Origin of the sequence: Flavobacterium sp. XS2P24, assembly GCF_030010285.1 — a bacterium.
GTDB classification, from domain to species: Bacteria; Bacteroidota; Bacteroidia; order Flavobacteriales; family Flavobacteriaceae; genus Flavobacterium; species Flavobacterium algoritolerans.
In genome coordinates this window covers 1-25,357 of sequence record NZ_JASCRU010000028.1, presented here as the reverse complement: position 1 = coordinate 25,357, position 25,357 = coordinate 1, and the positions used below count along the sequence as shown (strand labels likewise).

Sequence of the window (25,357 nt, the reverse complement as noted above, 5' to 3'; positions counted from 1 at the left end):
TTAGGAATTCGAAAAAGTGACTACCGCTAATTCCGTTAATTATGTCTGTCGATTTAATTTACGAATTTACGTTTTAACTTTTTTATTTCAATACTAAAGCACTACCGTAAAATGCGATTCCATCCCAACCGGTTTTCATGAAATTGCGAATGTTTTGATGATCAGTTCCGTTTGGATTTTTTAAAACATCTTCGTAATAATATGCTCCAAAACAAGCTAATGTTTCTGCTTCTGATAGGTTTTGAATTTCGGCGAAAGCAAATAATTTACAGGAACCTGAATTTTCTCCAGCTGCATTGTGTTGCAAACCGTTCTCAAATGCCGTTGGAGTAAAGTCGTAGTTTTCTTCAATTGTTGCAATGGTTTCTGCAAAAGCGATGGATTCTGGTGTCTGCTTTAATTTTTCTAAAAAGGATTCTAAATTCATGGTATTTTTATAGGTTATTCTTCTTCCGAAAATTTACTTTTTTTAGGTTCTTTAGTGATTGTTTTTCCGCTGACTACGACGACAATTTCTCCTCTTGGCGCTATTTTATCAAAATGAGCGACCACTTCTTTAACTGTTCCGCGAACATTTTCTTCGTGCAGTTTGGATAATTCTCTGGAAACCGATATTTGACGGTCTTCGCCAAAATAGGTGATGAATTCCGCTAAAGTTTTTACTAATTTGTGGGGGGAAACATATAAAATCATCGTTCTTGTTTCTTCCGCTAATGCTAAATATCGGGTTTGACGTCCTTTTTTGTCAGGCAAAAACCCTTCGAAAACAAATTTGTCATTGGGTAAGCCGCTGTTGACTAATGCAGGAACAAATGCTGTTGCACCAGGCAAACATTCTACGTCAATTCCGTTTTCAACGCAAGCGCGAGTCAATAAAAAACCCGGATCCGAAATGGCAGGCGTTCCCGCATCTGATATCAAGGCGATATTTTCTCCGGCTTTCAATCTCGAAATTAAACTCTCGATGGTTTTGTGTTCGTTGTGCATGTGATGGCTGTACATGTGTGTGCCAATCTCGAAATGCTTTAACAATTTTCCGCTCGTACGCGTGTCTTCGGCGAGAATCAAATCGACTTCCTTAAGAATCCGAATCGCTCGAAAAGTCATATCTTCGAGATTGCCGATAGGCGTAGGAACGATGTATAATTTTGACATAGATAAAATAATTAAATACAAATTCTATAGAAAATCTGTATTTGTTCAAATGTATATTCAGAAAGTTTACAAGAATTTCTTCTCTATAATATCCATAAAACGTTCCTCATATTCTTGTTTTCCTTCCCAGTTGTTGTAGTCCGGTTTTACCATTTCCTGAATAAAATCTCTGGTTTCGTAGAACGTATCAAACGTGATTAATTGATTTAAAACACGGTTGTAATCTTCGCTGCTGTTTCCAAAAAGGTGTTTTATAAAAGCAATTCGATCATTCAAATCGATGTTGATTCCTTTGGCTAATTTTTCGTTCAGCGAAACTGTTTTTGGTTCAACAGCTTCTTCTTTGACAGGTACTGTTTTTTCTTCCTCCGCAACGATTTCTTTTGGAGTTTCGATTACTACTGCAGTGGGAATATTTTCAATTTGTTGCACTTTTACAAATTGGGTATCATGGTAATTCCCACCCAATAAATCTTCGAAAGAAATTTGTACCGGTTCCATTTTCTTTGGAGCTTCCACTTCCGTTTCTACTTCCTCCTCGTGAGATAATTCAAAAGCCGGAGTGAACGTTGCTTTTTCAGGTTCCGAAGTTTCTTTTTCCTCAGCAACTATTTCTTCCTCCATAATGGGTTCTTCTTCCGGAGTTATTTCTTCATTAGAAATTGTTCCTTCTAAAGGAACTTCAACAGTTTCTTCTTCCACAATATTTGTTTCAGATTCAGATTCATCAGCAGTTGTTGTTTGTTCCAAAGGCGTTTCAGCAATTTCTTCGACAACAGTTTCTTCGATTACTGCTTTAGCTTTCGGTTGAACCGATTCTGTTTTATCAAAAATGGATTCAATTTTTTGCTCTATTTCAGTAGCGCCAATAGTTGGTTTCGCCTCACTAAAGTGCTCGTCTACAAATCGTAAGACAGAAAGTTTTTCATATAATTTCTGCGTTTCCAGATATAATTGATTGATGTCAGATTTATTTTTTAATTGTAATATTCTGTGTGCAATGCTGATTAAATCGGCTTCCAATTTTTTTTTCATAACTTTTGAAATTATAGTGTGTTAGGCGGGTCTTTTTAATAAATATCTTCCTATTTTTATTTAGCATAAGGAAGAAGGAACCTTTGCTCGCATGATTTTATTTTTTAAATAAGAGCTCGCGAATCTCCGATTCAATAAAAATGTTATACTTTTGAAACGACGTAAAAGTATAACATTTTTAAGTCGGTTTTATCCATTACAAAGTAATAAAAACTATTCATTTTTTAAGTCAGAAAAATACAAAATGTTTCTCGAAAATACAGTAAATCATAAAGAACAATTTGGTTGGATCGAAGTCATTTGTGGCTCCATGTTTTCGGGTAAAACCGAGGAATTGATCCGTCGTTTGAAAAGAGCGCAGTTTGCCAAGCAAAAAGTAGAAATTTTCAAACCGGCAATCGATACGCGCTATGATGATGAAATGGTCGTATCGCACGATGCCAATGAAATCCGTTCTACGCCCGTTCCTGCTGCCGCAAATATTGCTATTTTGGCGCAAGGTTGTGATGTCGTAGGAATTGACGAAGCACAATTTTTTGATGACGAAATTGTCAAAATTTGTAATGATTTGGCCAATCAGGGAATACGAGTAATTGTTGCCGGATTAGATATGGATTTCAAAGGGAATCCTTTTGGTCCGATGCCGGCTTTAATGGCAACTGCCGAATATGTTACCAAAGTACATGCCGTTTGTACCCGCACCGGAAATCTTGCCAATTACAGCTTCCGAAAAACTGACAATGATAAACTGGTTATGTTAGGCGAAACCGAAGAATACGAGCCGTTAAGCCGTGCCGCTTATTATCATGCGATGAAGAAGGATCAGGAGAAAAAATAGAAATCCTCTCCTCTCCCGAAGCTTCGGGACTCTCCAAAGGAGAGGGAGCCGAGACATGATTGAAATATTAAAGTTTTGAAAATTAAAAACCCTTTCAGAGTTTAGAACTCCGAAAGGGTTTGTCTTTTTATAGAAACATTGTTTTTTTAGCAACACTAAATCTCAAATCGTTAATCAGTATTCTAAAATCAACATTCTTACATTTTCTTTCTCATTCTCGCTACCGGAATATCGAGTTGTTCCCTGTATTTTGCAATGGTTCTTCTCGCGATTGGATAGCCTTTTTCTTTAAGAATTTCGGCCAATTGATCGTCTGGAAGTGGTTTTTTCTTGTCTTCTTCCTCAATAGTATTCTGAAGAATTTTTTTGATTTCCAATGTCGAAACATCTTCACCTTGATCATTTTTCATCGCTTCCGAGAAGAATTCTTTAATCAGTTTCGTGCCATAAGGCGTTTCCACATATTTGCTGTTAGCCACACGTGAAATCGTCGAAATATCAAGACCTACCATATCGGCAATGTCTTTCAGAATCATCGGTTTCAACTTGGTTTCATCACCATCCAAGAAATATTCTTCCTGATAATGCATAATTGCATTCATGGTTACAAAAAGCGTTTCCTGACGTTGACGAATCGCATCAATAAACCATTTAGCCGAATCCAGTTTTTGCTTGATAAACTGCACCGCATCTTTTTGCTGCGCTGATTTATCACGGGAATCCTTGTAGGTTTGCATCATTTCCTGATAATCTTTGGAAACGTGCAGGGAAGGAGCATTTCGTCCGTTTAAGGTCAGTTCCAGTTCGCCGTCCACAATTCTGATGGCAAAATCAGGAACTACATTTTCCGTTACTTTGTTGTTTCCGGTAAACGACCCGCCTGGTTTTGGATTCAGTTTTTCTATTTCGTGAATCGCTTTTTTAAGTTGCTCATTCGAAACATTGTATTTTTGTAACAGCTTGTCGTAATGTTTTTTGGTAAACGCATCAAACTGATTTTCGATAATATCAGTGGCTAGCTCTACGTATTCCGTTGGTGTTTTGTGTTTCAATTGCAACAATAAACATTCTTGCAAATCACGCGCTCCCACACCGGATGGTTCCAGTTCATGAATCACCTGCAGCATTTTCTCCACCATTTTTTCATCGGTGTAAATACCTTGGGTAAACGCCATATCGTCCACCATATCAGGAACGCTTCTGCGGATATAACCCATATCATCGATACTTCCTACCAGAAATTCGGCAATTTCGCGCTCTTCATCATTCAGGATAAAGGTGTTCAACTGATTGATTAAATCCTGATGAAAACTTACTGGCGCAGCAAAAGGCGTTTCGCGATCTTCATCGTCGTCACTGTAATTGTTGGCCTGTGTTTTATAATCTGGAGTTTCGTCGTTGCTTAAATATTCGTCAATGTTGATGTCTTCGGCTTCAATTCTATCGGATTCCGAATCATCATAATCATCATAATCTTCGTTTTCGAACTCGTCCTTTTCATACTCATCTTCTTCTTTTCCGGCTTCCAAAGCTGGATTTTCGTTCATTTCTTCCAATAAACGTTGTTCGAAAGCTTGCGTAGGCAATTGAATTAACTTCATCAACTGAATTTGTTGAGGAGATAATTTCTGTGATAATTTTAAATTTAGAAATTGCTTTAGCATTTTTATTGTTTAAAAGTTTAAGGTTTAAAGTTTAAGGTTGCAGAACTTTCGACAACTTTAAACTTTAAACCTGAAACAAATTTTTAGAATTCCGCATTCATTGGTGTTCTAGGGAAAGGAATTACGTCACGAATGTTTGTCATTCCTGTTACAAATAATACCAATCTTTCGAATCCAAGTCCAAAACCAGAGTGAACCGCTGAACCGAATCGTCGAGTATCAAGATACCACCACAATTCTTCTTCGTCAATTCCCAAGGCTTTCATTTTTTCTACCAAAACATCAAAACGTTCTTCTCTTTGAGATCCACCCACGATTTCTCCAATTCCTGGGAAAAGGATATCCATCGCGCGAACCGTTTTTCCGTCTTCGTTCAAACGCATGTAAAATGCTTTGATATTTGCCGGGTAATCAAACAAGATTACTGGACATTTAAAGTGTTTCTCCACCAAATAACGTTCGTGTTCTGATTGTAAATCAGCACCCCATTCGTTAATGATATAGTTGAATTTTTTCTTTTTATTTGGCGTACAATCTCTTAAAATGTCAATTGCTTCCGTGTATGAAACACGTTTGAAATTGTTTTCCAAAACAAAGTTTAATTTGTCAAGCAAAGCCATTTCGCTTCTCTCTGCAACTGGTTTCGATTTCTCTTCGTCTAATAATCGTGTTTCCAAGAATTTCAAATCCTCCGGACATTTGTCCATTGTGTATTTGATTACATACTGAATAAAGTTTTCGGCCAAATCCATGTTGTCATTCAAATCATTGAACGCCACTTCCGGCTCAATCATCCAAAATTCCGCAAGGTGACGAGAAGTATTCGAGTTCTCAGCTCTAAAGGTTGGTCCAAAAGTATAAATCTGACCCAAAGCCATTGCAAAAGTCTCTCCTTCCAATTGTCCCGAAACCGTAAGATTCGTTTCTTTCCCGAAGAAATCTTCTTTGTAATTCACTTTTCCGTCTTCAGTTCTTGGTGTTCCGTCAAATGGCAAAGCGGTAACTTTAAACATTTCACCGGCACCTTCAGCATCCGAACCTGTAATGATTGGCGTATTTACATACACAAAACCTTTCTCTTGAAAATAACTATGAACCGCATACGATAATACTGAACGCACTCTCATAATCGCTCCAAACATATTAGTACGAACTCTTAAATGCGCATTTTCACGCAAGAAGTCCAAACTCGGTTTATTTTTTGGTTGTATCGGGAACTTCTCCGCATCTGAATCTCCTAGGATTTCTAGTTTAGCTACCTGAATTTCAAATTTCTGTCCAGCACCTTTACTTTCTACCAAAGTTCCTGTAACCGAAATCGCTGCTCCAGTCGTAATTCTCTTCAGAGTCTCGTCTGGCGTGTTCTCAAAATCGACAACACATTGTATATTATCAATGGTCGAGCCATCGTTTAAGGCAATAAATTGATTGTTTCTAAAAGTTCTCACCCATCCTTTTGCATTTACTTCATGAAGCGTTGTTGTGCTGTTTAGTAAGTCTTTAACTTTTGTATGTCTCATTTTATGTATATAATTGATATTAAAAATTGTCTTGTAACTGAACTGCAAATATAAATGATTTGTTTGAAAAGTCATTGTAAGAAATAGGGTAATCAGGAGCTATTTCCCGCTATTCGCTATATCTTTTACTTTTTGCAGCAAAAAGTAAAAGGATGCCGCTACTATCGGGGCTAGGTAGCGGTGGAATTTCAGGTTTTCAAGTAAAAAAGAAGCTGTCCCAATAAAAAACGACACGATGAACGAAAGACAGCACGCATAAATATTTTAAAAACTTGACAAACCTAGTAACAGTTTGTATTTTTGCCTTATGAACGACAATTTTGTTACAGAGTATTTTGGTATTGGGATTCAAAACGGTAAAACTCCTGAGAACTTGGGTGTATTATGGCGCACAGCACAAAATCTTGGTGCAAGTTATATTTTTACAATTGGTAATCGCTACGCCAAGCAGGCTTGCGATACGCATAATGCTGTAAAGTCAATTCCTTATTTTCATTATGAAACTTTTGAGGATTTCTATAAAAACTTGCCTAAAGGCGCGCGGTTAGTAGGTGTCGAATTAGATGAAAACGCAACTGATTTAGAGACTTTTGAACATCCAAGACGATGCGTATATCTATTGGGCGCTGAGGATAACGGACTATCAAAAGCAGCCATTGCCAAATGTCATTACCTCGTAAAATTCAAATCCGAAAAAAGTTTAAATGTATCAGTCGCAGGAAGCATAGTCCTTTACGATCGAGGACTTAATAAACCCAGATCATAAAAAAAAAGCTGTTTTTATGTCTTATTTTATATCTACTTTACAACTAATTCTGTCAGGATTTTGAACCCTGACAGGATTGAAAAAGATTGTAGTGTAAGCGGACGAACGAAGTAAAAAGCGCCTAATTTTCTTATTTATTCTTTTCGAAATTGTCAATCTCCTCATCGGTATGTTCGATGATGTCAATTTTAGGCTCGATGAATTCCTGTTCGTTTGCCAATGTTTTATTCAACGTCAATACCAAAGCCGGCAGTAACATCAAATTCGACAGCATTCCGAATAATAAGGTCAACGAAATCAATCCGCCAAGAGCAATTGTTCCTCCAAAACTGGACAACATAAATACCGAAAATCCAAAAAATAACACGATAGAAGTATAAAACATGCTCAAACCGGCATCTGTAAATGTGGCGTAAACCGACTTGCGGATTTTCCAGTTGTTTTTCTTTAATTCCTCGCGGTATTGCGCCAAAAATCGAATGGTATCATCTACCGAAAGTCCAAACGCGATTCCGAAAACCAAAATCGTTGATGGTTTCAGCGGAATGTCCAGAAAGCCCATAATTCCTGCCGTCAGCAACAAAGGCAATAAATTCGGGATAATAGAAACCAGTACCATTTTGAACGAACGGAACATAAACGCCACCAAAAGTGAGGTTAGGAAAAAGGCAAAAACCAAAGAGGAAAGTAAATTATCCAGCAGGTAACCGGTTCCTTTTTGGAAAACCAATGCTTTTCCGGTAATGCTAACGTTGTATTGACTTGGTGGAAAAAGCTTATCTGCTTTTTTACGAATTTCAGCTTCAATTTTGGCAATATTATCGCCGTTTTCATCGCGCATAAAAGTTGTGATTCGGGCAAATTGTCCAGTAGAATCCACATAACTTTTCATCAGATTGTCTTTCGAGTTTTTTGTAGCATTTTTAGCATATGACAAAATAAAAGACTGTTCTTGTGACGTGGGCAATTCATAATATTCCGGATTTCCGTTGTAGTATGCTTGCTTGGAATATTTAACCAAATTGACAATAGAAATGGGTTTTGACAATTCCGGGATTTCGTCAATGGTTTCCTCGAGTTCTTCCATTCGCCTCAGCGTAGACAATCTCATTACTCCTTTTTTACGTTTGGTGTCAATCATGATTTCCAGCGGCATCACGCCATCAAATTCTTTTTCGAAGAAAACAATATCTTCAAAAAAGGCTTCTTTTTTAGGCATGTCTTCAATCAAACTGCCGGAAATACGCATTTCATATATTCCGATAATACTAATTACTAAAAGTAGAATTGCAACGACGTAAATCGAAAAGCGATTGTATTTTACGTTTCTCAGAATCCAATCCATGAAAACCTTAACATAATTTCGGTCTAAATGCTCAATGTGACGCTCTTTTGGGGCTGGAATATAACTGTGAAAAATAGGTATAACAATGATACACAAAAAGAAAAGTGCCATGATATTGATGGAAGTTACCACCCCAAATTCTAATAACAATTGATTATTTGAAGCGACAAACGTAGCAAAACCAATAGCTGTGGTAAGATTTGTCATAAGTGTTGCCATTCCCACTTTGGTAGTAACACGCTGTAATGCTTTGGCTTTATTGTGGTGAACTTTGTATTCCTGATGGTATTTATTGGTCAGGAAAATACAATTTGGAATCCCGATAACAATAATTAATGAAGGAACTAATGCCGTTAAAACCGTGATTTCGTAATTTAATAATCCTAAAAATCCAAAGGACCACATCACCCCGATAATAACAATTACCATTGATATTAAGGTGGCTCTAAAACTTCTAAAAAAGAAGAAGAAAAGCAATGAGGTGACTAATAATGAGGCGCCAATGAAGATGCTTATTTCATCTGTAATGGTTTTTGCATTCAGCGTTCGGATGTAAGGCATTCCCGAAACACGCAGGTCGATTCCGGTTTCTTTTTCGAATGTTTCAACTGCAGGAACTAATTTATCGAGAATAAAATCTTTTCGTGCCGCTGTGTTTACAATTTTCTTATCCATGTAAACCGCAGAGCGAATGCTTCCCGATCTTTTGTTGAAAAGCAACCCTTCATAAAAAGGCAAATCATTGAAAAGTTCTTTCCTTATTTTTTGAAGATAGGCTGGGTCAACGGTTTTGCTTTGGTCCACAAAAGGAACCAATTCAAAGGTTGCCAACGAATCATTTTTTTGTAATTTCTTTAAGTCATTTAATGAAATTACTAAATCTACCGCTTGGTCTCCTTTCAGGGTATTCATCAGTTTACTCCAGGAAGCATAAGCTTTTGGGGTAAATATGGCATTGTCTTTTACACCTATGATGACTAGATTTCCTTCTTCACCAAATTTATTTAAAAAGGCATTGTACTGAATGTTTACAATATTGTCATCCGGTAATAAATTGGCTTCGGTAAAGGTGAAGTGGATATTCTTCCATTGCATTGCTAAAAGAGCTGTTATCGCTACAATAATGGATAACATCAAAATTCTATTTCTAAGGACAATTCGGGCTATTAATTCCCAAAATCCTAAACTAAACCACTTAATCATAATTCATATTTAACGGCGGTAAAGGTAGTCAAAACCACTATAAATCATTTGTTTTAACTAAAACTTTTTGTTGTTTTATGGGACTGATTATGCCGGTTTTTTATTTTACAATTAAATAATTTTGTGGGATATAAATTATACATTTGAATTTCTCATCTTTGTTTTTTTAGAGTTGAGCATGAATACATAAAAATGGATATGAAGAATTATAAAAATACATTGTTTTATTTAGGTGTAACAGGCGGTTTCACTGCATTAATGTATTGGATTATTAGTAAAGGAAAAAAATTAGAAGCAAGTGAAGTTATTGTAACGCCTGAAAGCGGAAACGGTTCTTGGGGTGATTTTATAGCTTCTATGCAACACAATTTTCAGGATCCTTTAGCCATCCTTTTGGCACAAATTATAACGATAATACTTGTTGCCCGAGTTTTTGGTTGGATTTTCAAGAAAATTGGACAACCATCAGTAATCGGGGAGATTATTGCGGGAATTGTTCTTGGACCGTCCTTATTGGGATTGTATTTTCCTGAATTTTCCGGGGCATTATTTCCGGCTGAATCCTTAGGGAATTTAAAGTTTTTGAGTCAGATAGGATTGATACTTTTTATGTTCGTCATAGGAATGGAACTCGATTTGAAAGTGCTGAAAAACAAAGCCAATGAAGCGGTGGTAATCAGTCATGCCAGTATCGTTATCCCTTTTGCACTTGGGATTGGATTGGCTTATTTTGTTTACAATCGATTTGCTCCCGAAGGAGTGAAATTCCTTGCTTTCAGTTTGTTTATGGGAATAGCCTTGAGTATAACTGCTTTCCCGGTTTTAGCAAGAATTGTTCAGGAACGAGGAATTCATAAAACAAAATTAGGTGCTATTGTCATTACATGCGCCGCTGCCGATGATATTACCGCTTGGTGTATTCTGGCCGTGGTAATTGCAATTGTAAAAGCGGGAACTTTCGTCAGTTCATTATACATTATTATGTTGGCAGTACTTTATGTTGTAGCCATGATTTTTATTGTAAAACCATTTTTGAAAAGAATTGGGGATTTGTATGGTTCAAAAGATACTATAATCAAACCGGTTGTGGCAATCTTTTTCCTGGTACTGATTCTTTCGTCCTATGCTACTGAAGTGATTGGTATTCATGCACTTTTTGGAGCGTTTATGGCGGGAGCTATTATGCCGGATGTTCCAAAATTCAGAACGATATTCATAGAAAAAGTAGAGGATGTTGCGTTGATACTTTTACTGCCTTTGTTTTTTGTTTTCACGGGTTTGAAAACCGAAATTGGCCTTATTAATGATCCTTACTTATGGAAAGTTACCGGTTTTATTATTTTGGTAGCAGTAGTGGGAAAATTTTTAGGAAGTGCTTTAGCAGCCAAATTTGTAGGTCAGAATTGGCGAGACAGTTTGACTATTGGCGCCTTGATGAACACCAGAGGATTGATGGAATTGATTGTTTTAAACATCGGTTTAGAACTTAAAGTTTTAACTCCCGAAGTGTTTACAATGATGGTAATCATGGCTTTGGTTACTACTTTTATGACGGGACCTGCTTTGGATTTAATCAATTATATCTTTAAAACTAAAGATGGTGTTGAAATTATAGAACAAACAAACCATAATAAATATCGAATTTTAATTTCATTTGGGAACAACGAAAAGGGAAAATCCTTGTTGCGATTGGCCAATAGTTTAATAAAAAGGCAAAAAAACACTTCCAGTATTACCGTGATGCATTTATCTTTAAGTGATGAGGTGCATACTTTTAATATGGAAGACAAAGAGAAAAATAGTTTTTACCCTATTGTTGAAGAATCCCAACTGCTCAAACAGGATATTACCACCATTTTTAAAGCAACGATGGATATTGAAACCGAGATTGCCGATGTTGCCAATCAAGGGGATTATGATTTACTGCTGATAGGTTTGGGAAAATCAATATTTGAAGGAACCATTCTTGGAAAAGTAATTGGTTTTACAACAAGAATAATCAATCCGGATCGATTGATAGATAAGTTCACCGGAAAAGAAGGCTTGTTTGAAAATTCCCCTTTTGACGAAAGAACCAGACAGATTATTTCTAAAACCAAGATGCCAATAGGGATTTTGATCGATAAAGATTTGCAGCAAGTAAACCATGTTTTTATTCCAATTTTCAGCCCAGAAGATTCCTTTTTGATTGATTATGTGCAAAAATTAATTTACAATAACAATTCTAAAATTATTCTTTTGGATGTAAATGGGCATCTTACGACTAATTTTGTGATGAATAGCGCTATAGATTCTTTGGAACAAAAACATCCAAACAACATTAGTTTGATAACCAATAAAATAATTAAAAAGGAATTTTTGGATCAACAGGATTTAATGTTAATCAGTCTTGAAAGCTGGAAAGAACTCGTTGATTCCAGAAGTACTTGGTTGAGCGGTGTTCCTTCGGTATTAATTATAAAGCATTAACATGAACTGGATTTTATTGATTATAGGCGGTCTTTTTGAAGTGGGTTTCGCGACTTGTTTGGGCAAAGCCAAAGAAAGTTCAGGAATGACATCAACATTATGGTTGGGCGGATTCTTAATATGCTTGGTAATAAGTATGGTGTTGCTTTACAAAGCCACACACACATTGCCTATTGGAACGGCTTATGCGGTTTGGACAGGAATTGGGGCAGTAGGAACAGTTCTTGTTGGAATTTTTGTATTTAAAGAACCGGCCGATTTCTGGCGAATATTTTTCATTACCACTTTAATCAGTTCGATTATTGGTTTGAAATTCGTTTCGAGCCATTAAAGTCCCAGATTAAGGACGAAACTTATTTTTACCGCAATATTATCTTGAAATTTACTCAGCTGGTTTGGACCGTAACGGTAAAATCCGCCTAATCCTAAGCCATTATAAATTTGGTTTAACTCTATTCCAGATTCGAAATAACCTTTGTCCAAGGTTTTGTAATCCAATCCAACATGTTGTTCCGGTTTGCGTAAATTTCCCCAAGCCATTCTGGAAACAAGAACTAAGGAAGGTTTTACTTTTTTGAATAATGTTACGCGGCTAAAGCCATGTTTGAATTGAAAATAAGCGTATTCACTGGAGAAAAATTCATTGAAAAACATGGTTTCAAAACTGTTTTTTCCTGCAAAAGTGATTCTCTGCATGATGGTTTCTTTGGTAATATTATTAGGAGACGTATTGTATAAATGTGTCAGCGGTACATCACCAAGAGCATAACCGGCTTCGAAAAGTAGACTTGTTTTTTGCCCGTTTAAATATTTCTTTTCATACTCTGTTTTGAAATCAAATTTGCTGAATTCAAAATCATTTTGCATAATCTTAGGCAGGGATTGTGTGTATTGAAAAGTGAATTTCGGGAAACGTTTTTCTACTTCAATTCGTCCCGTAGGCGTTTGCATGTAATCGCTGAATGGATTCCAACGCAAAGAAACCATTGCGGTTGTCATTACATAACTCGAGTATAATTTCTCGTTTAGGTTGAATATATAATTGAATTTTGGTTCTATTGCGGCACGGGAAAGTTCCCAGAAACTTTCTGTTTTCGGAATGATTTTTGTCTCTATAAATGTTTTCCAACTCACATAATTGTAAAATGTACTGATGTTTATTGGTCTTGGATCATAGATTTTGAACGCTTTTTTATCAATTGTAAACACGGTGCTTGCAATTTCCCGAACATCATCGGTATAGGAAACGCCAATCCAGGAATTGGAAAATTTGCCAACCCGAGTCGCCATTCCTAAATTGTATTTGAAATTCCCATCCTTAGTTCCATAAGCGGTGTAGCCTTCGATTCTGAATTTTTTTGAAAATTGTTCATTGGTGACTCCGCCAATTCCCAATCTGAATCCTTCGTAATTATTATAACTGAATAATTTACGTAAGTCTAAATCGAATTTTCCTATTGGTAAATATCCGTTGATGATTTTTCGTCCAAAACGGATGCGGCTTTCAATTCGTTTTTTAACTGAAATACTATCTAGTGCCAAATAGGTTTTTTGGCTTCGACTGTCTAAACTGTCTTTTCTGTAAGTGTTCCAAAAATGTCCTGGTTTGTTAATCGCATCGTCTTTGATTTCGATATAAATCGCCGATTTTTTAATTTGTATCGGAATGTTATATTGAATTTCAAAATTATTCGTGTGCGAAAGCAAATAAGTAAAGTCTGAAGCAACTTTTTTTCGTTCTTTAAAATCTTGTTCTACATCGCCATCAAATTGAATCGTTCCGCCAAGAATTTTTATATCGTCATCATTTTTGCCCTTTACAATTTTAAACGTTTTGTCCGTTGGAAACCATAATTTTTCAGTAGGAATGTACTTAAAATCATGAATTCCGCTAATGTCAAGAACGCCTTTTATGCGCATTACCGCTTTGGCAACAGCAAAATTATTTTGGTCAATATAAAGTACACCTTCCAGTCCTGATGCTTTTCTTTTTTTCTTGTTTTTGAAGTAAATCATATAGGTGTTTCTGCCGTCAATGATAAGTGAATCCAAGAGTTTATAGTTGTAATCTTTTAGCGCATCATTGGCAATAGGACTGTTGTATTTGGTTTCAAAAAGCTCGTAACTGGAATCGTAAATAGAGAAGGACTGTAAGTTAAAAGCAATGATTTCATAAACGGGTTGCTTAAAACCAGCCATTTTAGTACCTAATATGGTTTCTTTTAATGTACTATTGGCAAATTGATATTGTGACACTTTTTCGGTTTGAAAAAGATGCTGTTGGCGTATGACGTCTTTAAATTTATAATCAGAAGAGTCAATTTTCGAGAATTGTTTTCCAATAGATTTTTGGACAAAAACGGAATCGATTCTTCCATCAATAGAGTCAGGATTAGCGGTTACAATGAGTTTATTGTAGGATTTAAATTCAAAACTGCGAAGTTTTTTCTGTGGATTGTTGTTATTCTTATTTTTGATTGCCTTCCGGATAATTGCCAAAGCCGGGTTTTCATTTGAAATTCTCACTTCATTCAAATTATCCGTTTTTTGGGAAAGAACAACCACATAATAATTTTTGTTTTTTTCAATGGCAATCCTAGCCTTGGTGAAACCAATATAAGAAATATCAAAAGCTGTAAAGGGAATTGCTGTTGCGAGACTAAACTTTCCATCTACATCAGAGATGGTATTTAGGCCATTATTTGTAGTAATGGTGGCAAACGGCAACGGTTTGTTGGTGTTAGATTCTTTCACAATTCCATTTACCTGAAATTGCGCCTGTAGCGAAAGCGTTAAAAAAAAGAAGAACAAACACAATTGCTTCATAAATAGGGTTTACTGCAAAACGGGTATAATCTCGTTTTGGTATGGCAAAAATAACAATAAAAAAATCCGTCTCGTAAAACTAACGAGACGGATTTTTAATATAATTTGAAAAGGAGTTACACCTTCATGATTTCAGCTTCTTTCACCACCAAAAGCTCATCTATTTTTCTGATGAAAGTATTGGTTAAGTTTTGAACTTCTTCTTCAGCACTTTTACAAATGTCTTCTGATGTTCCTTCTCTTTCTAATTTCTTGATTTCAGTATTAGCATCTTTTCTTGCATTTCGAATCCCCACTTTGGCGTCTTCAGCTTCTACTTTGGCTTGTTTGGCAAGATCACGTCTTCTTTCTTCAGTTAGTGCGGGAACGCTAATGATAATTACATCACCGTTATTCATTGGATTAAAACCAATGTTTGCCACCATAATTGCTTTTTCAATTACTTGCAGCATATTTTTTTCAAAAGGTTGCAATGTGATTGTTCTGGCATCAGGAACACTAATTTTTGATACTTGAGAAAGCGGCGTCGCAGATCCGTAATAATCCACAAAAACACTCCCTAACATTGCCGGAGATGCTTTTCCTGCACGAATATTCAAAAATTCTTTTTCTAAATGCGCAATAGAACCTGTCATAGATTCTTTAGTACTATCTAATATAAATTCAATTTCTTCAGTCATAATTTAGATCTTTGGATTTTTAGATTTTTAGATCTTTAGACTGTCTGACAATCTAAAAGTCTAACAATCTAATTTGTCTATTTATATATTTACTTCGGTTCCTATATTTTCTCCATCGCAGATTTTCAATAAGTTTCCTACTTTGTTCATGTCGAAAACTACGATTGGTAATTTATTTTCTTGGCTTAATGTAAATGCTGTGGTGTCCATTACATTTAATCCCTTTTTAAGAACATCTTCAAAAGAAATAAAATCAAATTTCACTGCTGATGCATTTTTTTCTGGGTCACAGTCATACACACCATCTACGCGAGTTCCTTTTAGGATTACATCGGCATTGATTTCTATACCACGCAATACTGCAGCAGTGTCTGTAGTGAAATATGGATTTCCAGTACCTGCTCCAAAAATTACGATTCTCCCTTTTTCAAGATGACGATCGGCTCTTCTTTTGATGTAAGGTTCTGCAATAGATTCCATTTTCAACGCCGTTTGCAAACGGGTTTTCATACCTTTTTCTTCTAGAGCGCCTTGTAACGCCATACCATTGATAACGGTTGCTAGCATTCCCATATAATCGCCTTGCACTCTGTCCATTCCTGCACTAGCTCCAGCAACTCCTCTAAAAATATTTCCACCACCTATTACAATGGCTATTTCTACTCCTTTATCATGAATTTGCTTGATTTCGTCAGCATATTCAGCTAATCTTTTTGGGTCAATTCCGTATTGCAGGTCGCCCATTAAAGCTTCACCACTTAATTTTAGAAGAATTCTTTTGTATTTCATGTGTGTGTTGAGTTGATTGGTGCAAATATAGAATTTTCTTTTTTTTTAAAATAATGTTGCTGAAATTTTATAAATTAAGTTTTTCGTACGCTTTTTTTGCGGCTTGATAGCCAATGTTGAACACGGCATCCATCTTTACTTTGTTGGTTTCAAAGGTACTATAGAGACATAAATCCTTGGGTTCTATAACCCAATCACAAATATTGAATTTATGCAGATTTGAATTTGCCGAAAGGATATCAAAGGCTCGTGTAGTTACTGCTTTGATTGAACTTAAATCTTTGGCTTCAATTTTTTGAATCGGACTCACATAAACACCTATTAATGTGTCGCATTGTCCTTGTAAAATATCAGTGGGAAAATGATTCAATATCCCGCCGTCACTGTATATTTTTCCTTTAATTTCATACGGAGACAAAATCCCGGGAAATGCAGAAGAAGCTAAAATGGCATCGATGATCTTTGTTTCCGGACCAAATATTTTTAATTTTCCACGAACCATATCAGTAGCCGTAATTTGAATCGGGATTTTCAAATCACCTAATGTAGCATCCTTAAAAATAGTGTGAAAATAAGATTTGAAAGATTCGGAATCAATCAATCCGGCTTTTTTGAAGGTTAAATGCTTCCAGTGAAAAAGATATATCGATTTGAAAAATTCCAGAATTTCTTCGGGAGTTTTTCCCCAAGCATACATGGCACCAACAATTGAGCCTGCGCTTGTTCCTGCCATTTGAGACGGACGAATGTTTTTCTCTTCTAAAAATTTAATCACACCAGCATGGGCTATACCTTTAGAACCTCCACCGGAAAGTACTAATCCTATTGATTTTGTTTTTAAATCCATCTTTTTTATTTGTGATAAAATTACTCTTTTTGTGGAATTGAAAGTGACATATGTCATATTTATGCTCCAATTTTATGGTAACTTTGTAAAAACAAATAATTCATTATGAAAATTCCAGTAGCTAAAGCGTTGTTTAATAGTCACTCTTATGCGGAGTATAGAAAGCTAGTTTCAGATTTATTACTTGAAGGAAAATCAACAGGTAATGAACAATCGGAAAATTTAACCCATTACACTGAGTTGAATGAAACCCGAATGAATCGTTTGGACAAAACGATGAAAATTACCGATGAAAATAGTCTGAAATTAAAGAGCTTAAAAAGCGAATATATTTGGTTAGTAATTTCCGAAGGTTGGTGTGGTGATGCTGCCCAACTCCTGCCAATTATCAATAAAATGGCGATCGATTCCGGTAAAATAGAATTGAAAATTGTTCTGCGTGATGAAAATGAGGAGTTGATGAAGTTGTTTTTGACCAATAAAAAGAAATCAATTCCAATAGTGATTGTCGTAGAGAAAGCAACAGGAAGTGTTCTAGGAAAGTGGGGGCCAAGACCCATAGGTGCAACCAATTTAATCACGGATTATAAAAAAGAATTTGGGGTTATTGATGAAACGGCAAAAACCAACTTGCAATTGTGGTATTTGCATGATAAAGGAATCAGTACCCAAAATGAGTTGGTTAACTTGATGCTTGATTTGGAACAATAGAATTTTAAAAAGCGGCAATATTCATAACTTTGGATGCATTATAATTGCCGAAAAATGCTTTAGTATAGAGCAAGAAATCATTGTTTTGAAGCAAAATTTTCAATGCAAAGTCACCTGAGGTTCAGTATTTATTGGGGTAAAATAATTAAGTTTATTTTTTGTTAATTTTTTTGTGTATCGAAAAAAAATTTGTAAATTGGTGACTGCCAACCAGGTCTATTGTTAATTTACTTTTTTAATGGTGTTTAAATATTGTTTCACAACTTAAAAAACATCATCATGAAAAATCGATTTGAAAAGTTTTATGATTATTTGTCACATTTACTATTTGGGGGTAAAAAAGCAACTAATTATTAAACAATCGGCGTGAGCCTCGTAGACAAATAGAGTATGGATTAAAACTACTTTAACTTTAGAAAAAACACATCGCAAATTCAATTTTAATATTGGATTTGTCATGTGTTTTTGCTTTTGGTATTATTCTGAAGTAAGACTATCCTCAAATAAAGTAACGTCCATTGCATCTGCCACATTATAATCGCCAATTTTTGTTCTGCGCAAAACGGTTAAGTGGGAGCCTGAATTCATGGCTTTTCCAAAATCAAAAGCCAGGGAACGAATGTAAGTTCCTTTGCTGCAAACGACTCTGAAATCTATTTCTGGAAGAGCAATTCGAGTGATTTCAAATTCGTGAATGGTTGTTTTTCTACTCGCAATTTCTATTGTTTCTCCAGCGCGAGCATGTTCGTATAAGCGTACGCCATCTTTTTTTATAGCCGAAAAAATGGGTGGTTTCTGGTCTATTTCTCCTAAAAACTGTTTTACGGTTTCTTGAATCAAAGCTTCGTCAATATGTTCTGTTGGGAAAGTTTGGTCGATTTCGGTTTCTAAATCATAGGAAGGCGTCGTGGCTCCAATATAGAACGTTCCTGTGTATTCTTTGGCTTGACCTTGAAGCTCGGTGATTCTTTTGGTGAATTTTCCGGTACAAACTAACAATAATCCGCTTGCCAAAGGATCTAAAGTTCCGGCATGACCAATCTTGAATTTTTTTGGAAGATTAACTTTACTGATTAAAGCCCATTTCATTTTATTTACCGCCTGAAAAGAAGTCCAATTCAAGGGTTTGTCAATGAGTAAAATTTGTCCGTTTTGGAAATCTTCGGCTGTTTTCAATGGGAATTATTTTAAGTATGAAAAATAGATCAATAAAAAAATACCTACTATTATTCGGTACCATCCCCAAGGTTTGAAACCGTATTTTTTGATGATTTCAATGAAGAATTTAATGGCAATAACGGCAACAATAAAAGCAACAACATTTCCTATTAAGAACAATTGAATGTTTTCGTTTGACTTTAAAATCAATTCGTAGCCTTTCATTTGTGACGTTTCGTAGGTTTTCAAGAATACAGAGTAGCATGTTACTGCCATCATCGTTGGAACCGCTAAAAAGAATGAGAATTCTGCTGCAGCGTGACGCGTTAACCCTTGTTGCATACCACCAATTATGGAAGCGGCAGAACGACTTGTTCCGGGCATCATGGCTAAGCATTGCCAAAAACCAATAGTTACTGCTTTTTTAATAGTAATGTCTTCTTCTTGAAGAACCGTAGGACTTTGAAAACGACTGTCTATAAATAATAAAATGATTCCGCCTAAAATTAAGACAATCGCAATAGGAATAGGGTCTCCAAGAACCGCTTCGATTTTATCATCGAATAATTTCCCTAAAACCAAAGCTGGAATTACGGCGCAAATAAGTTTTATGTAAAAATTGATAGCAACACTTTTTGAAGAGAAATCGAAAAATTTCTTCCAATACAAAGCGACAACGGCCAGAATGGCTCCAAATTGAATGGAAACCTGGAATAGTTTCACAAAATCATCTTCTTGAATTCCAAAATATGAACTTAGAAAAACCATGTGAGCTGTTGAAGAAACAGGAAGATATTCTGTTAATCCTTCGATAACAGCAATTAAAAATGCTTGTAATGTATTCATTATATAGTGATCGGTGTTCAGTTTTTAGTGTTCAGTTGATATAGTTTGCTTTATACTGCAACTTATTACTAGTCACTGTTTACTATTTTTTTGGATTCTTAAGAATGGCATAAACGGTAATTCCAAAACCGATTAAAACGGTAGTTGGTGCCAATCGAATTCTTCTGAAATTGAAGATGTCTTCATTGAAAACATTTGGGTCATCACTTCCTCCGCCAGCCATTAGAATAAATCCTAAGGCAATTACTCCAATTCCAAGTAATAGAATTTTATAATTTATTTTGTCAAAAAGAAATTCTGGTTGCTGTTCGTTATTTTTCATTTATGCTGAATTTAGTTCAGCATCTAAAAATGCTGAATGATAATGCTTTTTTTTATCTTCAATTAATAAAGGTCGTCCGTTCTTAAATTCAAGAAACGTTGTGTTGCAAAATACGTGCTTAACCAGGTAATCAATATTCCAATTCCTAAAACAGCTAATAATACCAATGCAATTAAAGCTTTATCGTCAAGTATACCAAGATTTGGAAAATTAGTTTGAACGTAAATCAAAACGCCAATTAATGCAATAATTGCAAGTCCTGCGCCAATCATTCCCAGTTTTATACTTCGTACCACAAATGGTTTTCTGATAAAAGCTTTGGTTGCGCCTACCATTTGCATTGTTTTAATGATAAATCGGTTGGAATGTATGGATAAACGCAATGAACTATTAATTAGCAATACAGCAATCACGGCCAAAAATCCGCTGATTACTAGAATCCACATACTTACTTTTTTGATGTTGTCATTCACTAGATTCACTAATTGCTTGTCATACACAATATCCGAAACCATAGCATTTTTGCGCAAGCGGGTTTCTATTTTTGCTATACTGTCCTTGATTACATAATCGGCTTTCAGGTGAATATCGTAAGAGTTTTGAAGTGGATTTTCACCAAGAAATTCCATGAAATCTTCTCCTATAATATCCGTATGTTGTTTTGCGGCAGCTTCTTTAGTTACATAATCGTATGATTTTGCAAAACGGCTCGATTTTAATTCAGTTCCAAAAGCCTTCAAAATACTGTCATTCGCTTCGTTCTTGAAAAAAACGGTCATGGCAATATTTTCTTTGAAATCGTCAGCCAGTTTTTTAGAATTTATGATAAAAAGACCCAATACACCCAATAAAAATAAAACCAAGAATACACTTAGCACTACTGAAAAATAAGAGGAAATTAATCTGCGTTTTTGAAATTTATCAAAGGAAGAACTCATAGTTTACTGAAATTATTGGGTAAAAATAATAAAGAATTTCTTTATTTAAAGTTAATAACGCTCAAAGTTTCAACTTTCGTACAATAAACGTAAATTTGGCACCTTGAAATAATCATTTCTCCAAATATAATACAGCAACTTAGTAACCGAGTTACTTTGAATCTAACAATATGACTTGAGTGTGCGACAGCATGACTCCATTAAAAAAATAATAAAAAAAGGAATGAAATACAATCCGAACGAAATAGAGGCCAAATGGCAGAAATATTGGTTAGACAACGAAACGTTTAAAGCCGAAAACAACTCAGAAAAACCTAAATATTACGTACTTGATATGTTTCCTTATCCATCTGGAGCGGGATTACACGTAGGACACCCTCTGGGATATATCGCCTCTGATGTGTATTCAAGATACAAAAGGCACCAAGGTTTTAATGTGTTGCACCCAATGGGCTATGACAGTTTTGGATTGCCTGCGGAACAATATGCGATACAAACGGGGCAACGTCCTGAGGATACGACTTCGGTAAATATTGACGGGGGAATGGATAAAGAAGGAAATAAAATTGCCGGCTACAGAAAACAATTGGACAAAATTGGATTTTCCTTCGATTGGAGTAGAGAAGTCCGTACTTCAAATTCGGATTATTACAAGCATACGCAATGGATTTTCATCCAATTATTCAATTCTTGGTACAACAAAAACAGCGATAAAGCAGAAGATATTTCGACTTTGGTTTCGATTTTCCAAAAAGAAGGAAATGCAAATGTCAATGCGGTTTGCGATGAAAATATAGAGGCTTTTTCAGCAAATGAATGGAACGCTTTCGCAAAAGAACAGCAGGAGAAAATTTTGCTGCAATATAGATTGACTTATTTAGCCGAGACTGAGGTGAACTGGTGTCCGGGATTAGGAACGGTTTTGGCTAATGACGAAATCGTAAATGGTGTTTCTGAGCGTGGTGGTTTTACGGTTGTTCGTAAAAAAATGACGCAATGGAGCATGCGAATCTCGGCTTATGCGGAACGTTTGTTACAAGGGTTGAATGACATTGACTGGAGCGAAAGCATCAAGGAAAGCCAAAGAAACTGGATTGGAAAATCCGTTGGAGCGACTGTTTCTTTTAAAGTCGAAAGTCAAAAGTCAAAAGTCGAAAGTGAGCAACAATATATAGATGTTTTCACAACACGTCCTGATACTATTTTTGGAGTTACGTTCATGACATTGGCTCCGGAACACGAATTAGTTTCTCAAATTACAACTGCAGAACAAAAAGCAGAAGTAGATGCTTATATAGAAAAAACGTCAAAACGTTCCGAAAGAGAACGTATGGCTGATGTAAAAACCATTTCAGGTGTCTTTACGGGTGCGTATGCGGAACATCCGTTTACGAAAGAACCTATTCCGGTTTGGATTGGGGATTATGTTTTGGCAGGTTACGGAACAGGCGCGGTTATGGCAGTTCCATGTGGCGACGAAAGAGATTATGCTTTTGCGAATTTCTTCAAAGGTCAAAACGGAATGCAGGAAATCAAAAACATTTTTGATAAAGATATATCTGAAGGTGCTTTTGGAGCCAAAGAAGGTTTCCAATTGGTAGATTCTGATTTTCTAAATGGATTAGGTTACAAAAAAGGAACTCAAAAAGTAATTGAAGAATTAGAAAAATTAAACCAAGGAAAAGGAAAAACGAATTACCGTTTGCGTGATGCCGTTTTCTCTCGCCAGCGTTATTGGGGAGAACCGTTTCCAGTATATTATGTGAATGGTTTGCCGCAAATGATTGATGCGCAACATTTGCCAATTATTTTGCCGGAAGTAGAGAAATATTTACCAACCGAAGAAGGTTTGCCGCCTTTAGGAAATGCAACTACGTGGGCTTGGGATAGTGTTCAGTGTTCAGTAGTTAGTACTCAGTTAGTAGATAATGTGACAATATTTCCTTTAGAATTGAACACGATGCCAGGTTGGGCGGGAAGTTCTTGGTATTGGATGCGTTATATGGATGCACACAATGAGAATGAATTTGCAAGCAAAGACGCATTGGCGTATTGGGAAAGCGTGGATTTATACATTGGCGGAAGCGAACACGCAACTGGGCACTTATTGTATTCTCGTTTTTGGAATAAATTCCTAAAAGACAAAGGTTTTGCGCCAACCGAAGAACCATTCAAAAAACTGATTAATCAGGGAATGATTTTGGGAATGAGTGCGTTTGCGTATAGAGTTGATCAAAGAACTGATGTATATGTGTCAAAAGGTATTGTAGAAGATTTCTTTAATCCTGAGAAGCATGATGAGGTAGTAGAAAAAATATTAAATCTAACAGGTACTTCAACTCCAACATTTAGTAAGATTCACGTAGATGTTAGTTTTGTAAATTCATCTGATGAACTTGATATTGATAAGTTTAGAAAATGGCAACCTGAGTTTTTGCATGCTAAACCAATATACGAAAAAGATGACAAGTTTTGTGTTGTGCGCGAAATCGAAAAAATGTCGAAATCCAAATACAATGTCGTAACGCCGGATGATATTTGTAACGAATACGGAGCCGATACCTTACGTTTGTACGAAATGTTTTTAGGGCCTTTGGAACAAGCCAAGCCTTGGAACACTGCGGGAATTTCAGGAGTTTTTGGATTCTTGAAAAAACTGTGTCGTTTGTATTTTGATGATAATGGTTTGATTGTGACCAATGACGCACCAACCAAAGACAACTTAAAATCATTACACAAAACCATCAAGAAAGTAGCGGAAGATATTGAAGGTTTCTCTTTCAATACTTCGGTTTCTCAGTTTATGATTTGTGTGAATGAATTGTCTACTCAAAACTGTCATTCGCGTGCAATTCTGGAACCATTAGCGATTGTGATTTCGCCGTATGCGCCACACATCGCTGAGGAATTATGGTCGTTATTAGGAAATACAGGTTCAATTGCAACAGTTGCTTTTCCAATATTCGAACCAGAACATTTAGTAGAAAGCAGTAAAGAATACCCGGTTTCTTTCAACGGAAAAATGCGTTTCACGTTGGTTTTACCTTTGGATTTAACCAAGGAACAAATCGAGGAAATTGTAATGAAAGACGAAAGAACCATCAAACAATTAGAAGGAAAAACGCCAAACAAGGTGATTATTGTTCCGGGAAAAATTATCAATTTGGTGGGGTAAAACCGAATTTACAAATATTCTAAAATCCAAATTCCAAAATCATTTTTGGGATTTGGATTTTTTTTTTAAATTTATTAAAATCCGTGCCAATTAGTTTAATCGGTGTAATCCGTGTTCCATTTCAAGAATGCCAAATTGACATTGTAAAAAATTGGTTCAGATTTTGATGATTCTTTTATAACTTTAACGATACAATTAAAAAACAAAAATATGGGAATGGGTTATTTGATTCTTGCCGGAGCAATTATGCTTTTCAGCTGGTTAGTTAGTTCAAGACTAAAAAGCAAATTTGAACATTATTCTAAATTACAATTACAAAACGGAATGTCAGGCGCTGAAATCGCTGAGAAAATGCTTGCCGATAATGGAATTCGTGATGTGAGAGTTATCTCTACTCCGGGACGTTTGACGGATCATTACAATCCGGTAGATAAAACCGTGAATCTAAGTGAGGCAGTTTACAACCAACGCAATGCCGCTGCGGCTGCTGTTGCTGCGCACGAATGTGGTCACGCCGTGCAACACGCTGTAGGATATCAATGGCTGACGATGCGTTCTAAATTAGTGCCCGTAGTGAATGTGGCGTCAACGTACATGCAATGGATTTTGCTTGCCGGAATTTTAATGATGAAAACTTTTCCATCATTATTGTTGATTGGAATCATCATTTTTGCAGCAACCACTTTGTTTTCGATAGTTACATTACCGGTCGAATATGACGCGAGTAATCGTGCATTGGCTTGGTTAGAAAACAAAAGAATGCTGACGCAACAAGAACAAGCTGGAGCGAAAGATTCGCTTAAATGGGCTGCCAGAACGTATGTCGTGGCTGCTTTGGGATCTATCGCAACGCTGTTGTATTACGTTTCCATTTATATGGGCGGAAGTAGAAGAGATTAGATTGTTAGAAAACTAGATCTTTAGAGAATTATAGAAAAAGCCGTCTTGTTATCTTAGACTGCACCCAAAAGTTTAGACAAATTTATAATTAATTTTGATAATAATGAGCTCGATATTGTATCGGGCTCATTTTGTTTAAATTAGACTTGATTCTATCGTTATTGTAATAA

At 35.9% G+C, this 25,357-nt stretch carries 21 protein-coding genes; 7 read left to right on the top strand and 14 right to left on the bottom strand.

The features are described 5' to 3' along the window. Window positions 1–82 precede the first annotated feature (82 nt). The 3 genes from QLS31_RS13870 to QLS31_RS13860 all read right to left on the bottom strand — a co-directional run bounded on the left by QLS31_RS13870 (window position 83) and on the right by QLS31_RS13860 (window position 2,190). Window positions 83–427, bottom strand: coding sequence for a HopJ type III effector protein (locus tag QLS31_RS13870; protein ID WP_099714189.1), 345 nt, complete (start codon window positions 425–427; stop codon window positions 83–85). Window positions 428–441: 14 nt separating this feature from the next. Continuing rightward, the gene (gene rsmI / locus QLS31_RS13865; protein WP_282744345.1) at window positions 442–1,155 is read right to left on the bottom strand and encodes a 16S rRNA (cytidine(1402)-2'-O)-methyltransferase; all 714 of its coding nucleotides are present in this window, start codon (window positions 1,153–1,155) and stop codon (window positions 442–444) included. Window positions 1,156–1,221: 66 nt separating this feature from the next. Next, window positions 1,222–2,190, bottom strand: a complete 969-nt coding sequence (locus QLS31_RS13860) for a hypothetical protein (RefSeq protein ID WP_282744344.1) — start codon at window positions 2,188–2,190, stop codon at window positions 1,222–1,224. 244 nt (window positions 2,191–2,434) lie between these two features. Here QLS31_RS13860 and QLS31_RS13855 point away from each other — a divergent pair, with 244 nt between their 5' ends. Next, window positions 2,435–3,028, top strand: coding sequence for a thymidine kinase (locus tag QLS31_RS13855; RefSeq protein WP_099714192.1), 594 nt, complete (start codon window positions 2,435–2,437; stop codon window positions 3,026–3,028). A 197-nt stretch (window positions 3,029–3,225) separates the two neighbouring features. On the opposite strand, the gene rpoN is transcribed toward QLS31_RS13855, so the two are convergent. Together rpoN and asnS are read right to left on the bottom strand one after the other, a co-directional pair. Further along, complete coding sequence (rpoN, locus tag QLS31_RS13850; protein WP_282744342.1) at window positions 3,226–4,692, bottom strand: RNA polymerase factor sigma-54; 1,467 nt, start codon at window positions 4,690–4,692, stop codon at window positions 3,226–3,228. A gap of 83 nt (window positions 4,693–4,775) precedes the next feature. After that, window positions 4,776–6,212: an asparagine--tRNA ligase gene (gene asnS, locus QLS31_RS13845; protein WP_282744341.1), complete on the bottom strand. Its 1,437-nt coding sequence runs from the start codon at window positions 6,210–6,212 to the stop codon at window positions 4,776–4,778. A gap of 307 nt (window positions 6,213–6,519) precedes the next feature. Here asnS and QLS31_RS13840 point away from each other — a divergent pair, with 307 nt between their 5' ends. After that, window positions 6,520–6,978, top strand: coding sequence for an RNA methyltransferase (locus QLS31_RS13840; protein ID WP_113634124.1), 459 nt, complete (start codon window positions 6,520–6,522; stop codon window positions 6,976–6,978). A gap of 130 nt (window positions 6,979–7,108) precedes the next feature. On the opposite strand, the gene QLS31_RS13835 is transcribed toward QLS31_RS13840, so the two are convergent. Continuing rightward, entirely contained in the window at window positions 7,109–9,526 is a 2,418-nt protein-coding gene (locus QLS31_RS13835; RefSeq protein WP_282744340.1) for an MMPL family transporter, read from the bottom strand. 198 nt (window positions 9,527–9,724) lie between these two features. Here QLS31_RS13835 and QLS31_RS13830 point away from each other — a divergent pair, with 198 nt between their 5' ends. Then, window positions 9,725–11,995 carry a cation:proton antiporter gene (locus QLS31_RS13830; RefSeq protein ID WP_121343383.1) on the top strand — a complete coding sequence of 757 codons (2,271 nt, stop codon included), beginning with the start codon at window positions 9,725–9,727 and terminating at the stop codon, window positions 11,993–11,995. Between the two features lies 1 nt (window position 11,996). Beyond that, complete coding sequence (locus tag QLS31_RS13825; RefSeq protein WP_282744339.1) at window positions 11,997–12,326, top strand: multidrug efflux SMR transporter; 330 nt, start codon at window positions 11,997–11,999, stop codon at window positions 12,324–12,326. On the opposite strand, the gene QLS31_RS13820 is transcribed toward QLS31_RS13825, so the two are convergent. The 4 genes from QLS31_RS13820 to QLS31_RS13805 all read right to left on the bottom strand — a co-directional run bounded on the left by QLS31_RS13820 (window position 12,323) and on the right by QLS31_RS13805 (window position 17,137). Further along, window positions 12,323–14,821, bottom strand: a complete 2,499-nt coding sequence (locus QLS31_RS13820) for a DUF5686 family protein (RefSeq protein WP_282744338.1) — start codon at window positions 14,819–14,821, stop codon at window positions 12,323–12,325. The two genes, QLS31_RS13825 and QLS31_RS13820, sit on opposite strands and share 4 nt — an antisense overlap. A gap of 116 nt (window positions 14,822–14,937) precedes the next feature. After that, window positions 14,938–15,501 (bottom strand): ribosome recycling factor, encoded by a 564-nt coding sequence (gene frr / locus QLS31_RS13815; RefSeq protein ID WP_282744337.1) that lies wholly within the window; start codon window positions 15,499–15,501, stop codon window positions 14,938–14,940. An 81-nt stretch (window positions 15,502–15,582) separates the two neighbouring features. Then, a complete protein-coding gene (gene pyrH / locus QLS31_RS13810; protein ID WP_282744336.1) occupies window positions 15,583–16,290 on the bottom strand; it encodes a UMP kinase in 708 nt (235 codons plus the stop codon). 67 nt (window positions 16,291–16,357) lie between these two features. After that, the gene (locus QLS31_RS13805) at window positions 16,358–17,137 is read right to left on the bottom strand and encodes a patatin-like phospholipase family protein (RefSeq protein WP_282744335.1); all 780 of its coding nucleotides are present in this window, start codon (window positions 17,135–17,137) and stop codon (window positions 16,358–16,360) included. A gap of 105 nt (window positions 17,138–17,242) precedes the next feature. On the opposite strand from QLS31_RS13805, the gene QLS31_RS13800 reads away from it, so the two are divergent. Beyond that, a complete protein-coding gene (locus QLS31_RS13800) occupies window positions 17,243–17,848 on the top strand; it encodes a thioredoxin family protein (protein ID WP_282744334.1) in 606 nt (201 codons plus the stop codon). Window positions 17,849–18,325: 477 nt separating this feature from the next. Here QLS31_RS13800 and truB read toward each other — a convergent pair whose 3' ends face one another. From truB to QLS31_RS13780, 4 genes are all read right to left on the bottom strand, one after another. Then, window positions 18,326–19,024, bottom strand: coding sequence for a tRNA pseudouridine(55) synthase TruB (gene truB, locus QLS31_RS13795; protein ID WP_099714204.1), 699 nt, complete (start codon window positions 19,022–19,024; stop codon window positions 18,326–18,328). Window positions 19,025–19,030: 6 nt separating this feature from the next. Beyond that, the gene (locus QLS31_RS13790) at window positions 19,031–19,852 is read right to left on the bottom strand and encodes an undecaprenyl-diphosphate phosphatase (RefSeq protein WP_282744333.1); all 822 of its coding nucleotides are present in this window, start codon (window positions 19,850–19,852) and stop codon (window positions 19,031–19,033) included. An 82-nt stretch (window positions 19,853–19,934) separates the two neighbouring features. Next, a complete protein-coding gene (locus QLS31_RS13785; protein ID WP_099714206.1) occupies window positions 19,935–20,174 on the bottom strand; it encodes a DUF3098 domain-containing protein in 240 nt (79 codons plus the stop codon). A gap of 62 nt (window positions 20,175–20,236) precedes the next feature. Further along, window positions 20,237–21,112 carry a permease-like cell division protein FtsX gene (locus QLS31_RS13780; RefSeq protein WP_099714207.1) on the bottom strand — a complete coding sequence of 292 codons (876 nt, stop codon included), beginning with the start codon at window positions 21,110–21,112 and terminating at the stop codon, window positions 20,237–20,239. 223 nt (window positions 21,113–21,335) lie between these two features. On the opposite strand from QLS31_RS13780, the gene QLS31_RS13775 reads away from it, so the two are divergent. Continuing rightward, window positions 21,336–24,287, top strand: a complete 2,952-nt coding sequence (locus QLS31_RS13775) for a class I tRNA ligase family protein (protein ID WP_282744332.1) — start codon at window positions 21,336–21,338, stop codon at window positions 24,285–24,287. 210 nt (window positions 24,288–24,497) lie between these two features. Next, window positions 24,498–25,187, top strand: a complete 690-nt coding sequence (locus QLS31_RS13770; protein WP_208858952.1) for a zinc metallopeptidase — start codon at window positions 24,498–24,500, stop codon at window positions 25,185–25,187. Window positions 25,188–25,357: the final 170 nt, after the last annotated feature.

Coding starts and splice junctions, on each gene's coding strand:
- pyrH (WP_282744336.1), bottom strand. CDS start 16,290: ATGAAATACAAAAGAATTCTTCTAAAATTAAGTGGTGAAGCTTTAATG.
- QLS31_RS13790 (WP_282744333.1), bottom strand. CDS start 19,852: ATGAATACATTACAAGCATTTTTAATTGCTGTTATCGAAGGATTAACA.
- QLS31_RS13870 (WP_099714189.1), bottom strand. CDS start 427: ATGAATTTAGAATCCTTTTTAGAAAAATTAAAGCAGACACCAGAATCC.
- QLS31_RS13835 (WP_282744340.1), bottom strand. CDS start 9,526: ATGATTAAGTGGTTTAGTTTAGGATTTTGGGAATTAATAGCCCGAATT.
- QLS31_RS13830 (WP_121343383.1), top strand. CDS start 9,725: ATGAAGAATTATAAAAATACATTGTTTTATTTAGGTGTAACAGGCGGT.
- frr (WP_282744337.1), bottom strand. CDS start 15,501: ATGACTGAAGAAATTGAATTTATATTAGATAGTACTAAAGAATCTATG.
- rpoN (WP_282744342.1), bottom strand. CDS start 4,692: ATGCTAAAGCAATTTCTAAATTTAAAATTATCACAGAAATTATCTCCT.
- QLS31_RS13825 (WP_282744339.1), top strand. CDS start 11,997: ATGAACTGGATTTTATTGATTATAGGCGGTCTTTTTGAAGTGGGTTTC.
- QLS31_RS13860 (WP_282744344.1), bottom strand. CDS start 2,190: ATGAAAAAAAAATTGGAAGCCGATTTAATCAGCATTGCACACAGAATA.
- rsmI (WP_282744345.1), bottom strand. CDS start 1,155: ATGTCAAAATTATACATCGTTCCTACGCCTATCGGCAATCTCGAAGAT.
- QLS31_RS13775 (WP_282744332.1), top strand. CDS start 21,336: ATGAAATACAATCCGAACGAAATAGAGGCCAAATGGCAGAAATATTGG.
- QLS31_RS13805 (WP_282744335.1), bottom strand. CDS start 17,137: ATGGATTTAAAAACAAAATCAATAGGATTAGTACTTTCCGGTGGAGGT.
- QLS31_RS13780 (WP_099714207.1), bottom strand. CDS start 21,112: ATGAGTTCTTCCTTTGATAAATTTCAAAAACGCAGATTAATTTCCTCT.
- QLS31_RS13785 (WP_099714206.1), bottom strand. CDS start 20,174: ATGAAAAATAACGAACAGCAACCAGAATTTCTTTTTGACAAAATAAAT.
- QLS31_RS13770 (WP_208858952.1), top strand. CDS start 24,498: ATGGGAATGGGTTATTTGATTCTTGCCGGAGCAATTATGCTTTTCAGC.
- asnS (WP_282744341.1), bottom strand. CDS start 6,212: ATGAGACATACAAAAGTTAAAGACTTACTAAACAGCACAACAACGCTT.
- QLS31_RS13820 (WP_282744338.1), bottom strand. CDS start 14,821: ATGAAGCAATTGTGTTTGTTCTTCTTTTTTTTAACGCTTTCGCTACAG.
- QLS31_RS13840 (WP_113634124.1), top strand. CDS start 6,520: ATGAACGACAATTTTGTTACAGAGTATTTTGGTATTGGGATTCAAAAC.
- QLS31_RS13800 (WP_282744334.1), top strand. CDS start 17,243: ATGAAAATTCCAGTAGCTAAAGCGTTGTTTAATAGTCACTCTTATGCG.
- QLS31_RS13855 (WP_099714192.1), top strand. CDS start 2,435: ATGTTTCTCGAAAATACAGTAAATCATAAAGAACAATTTGGTTGGATC.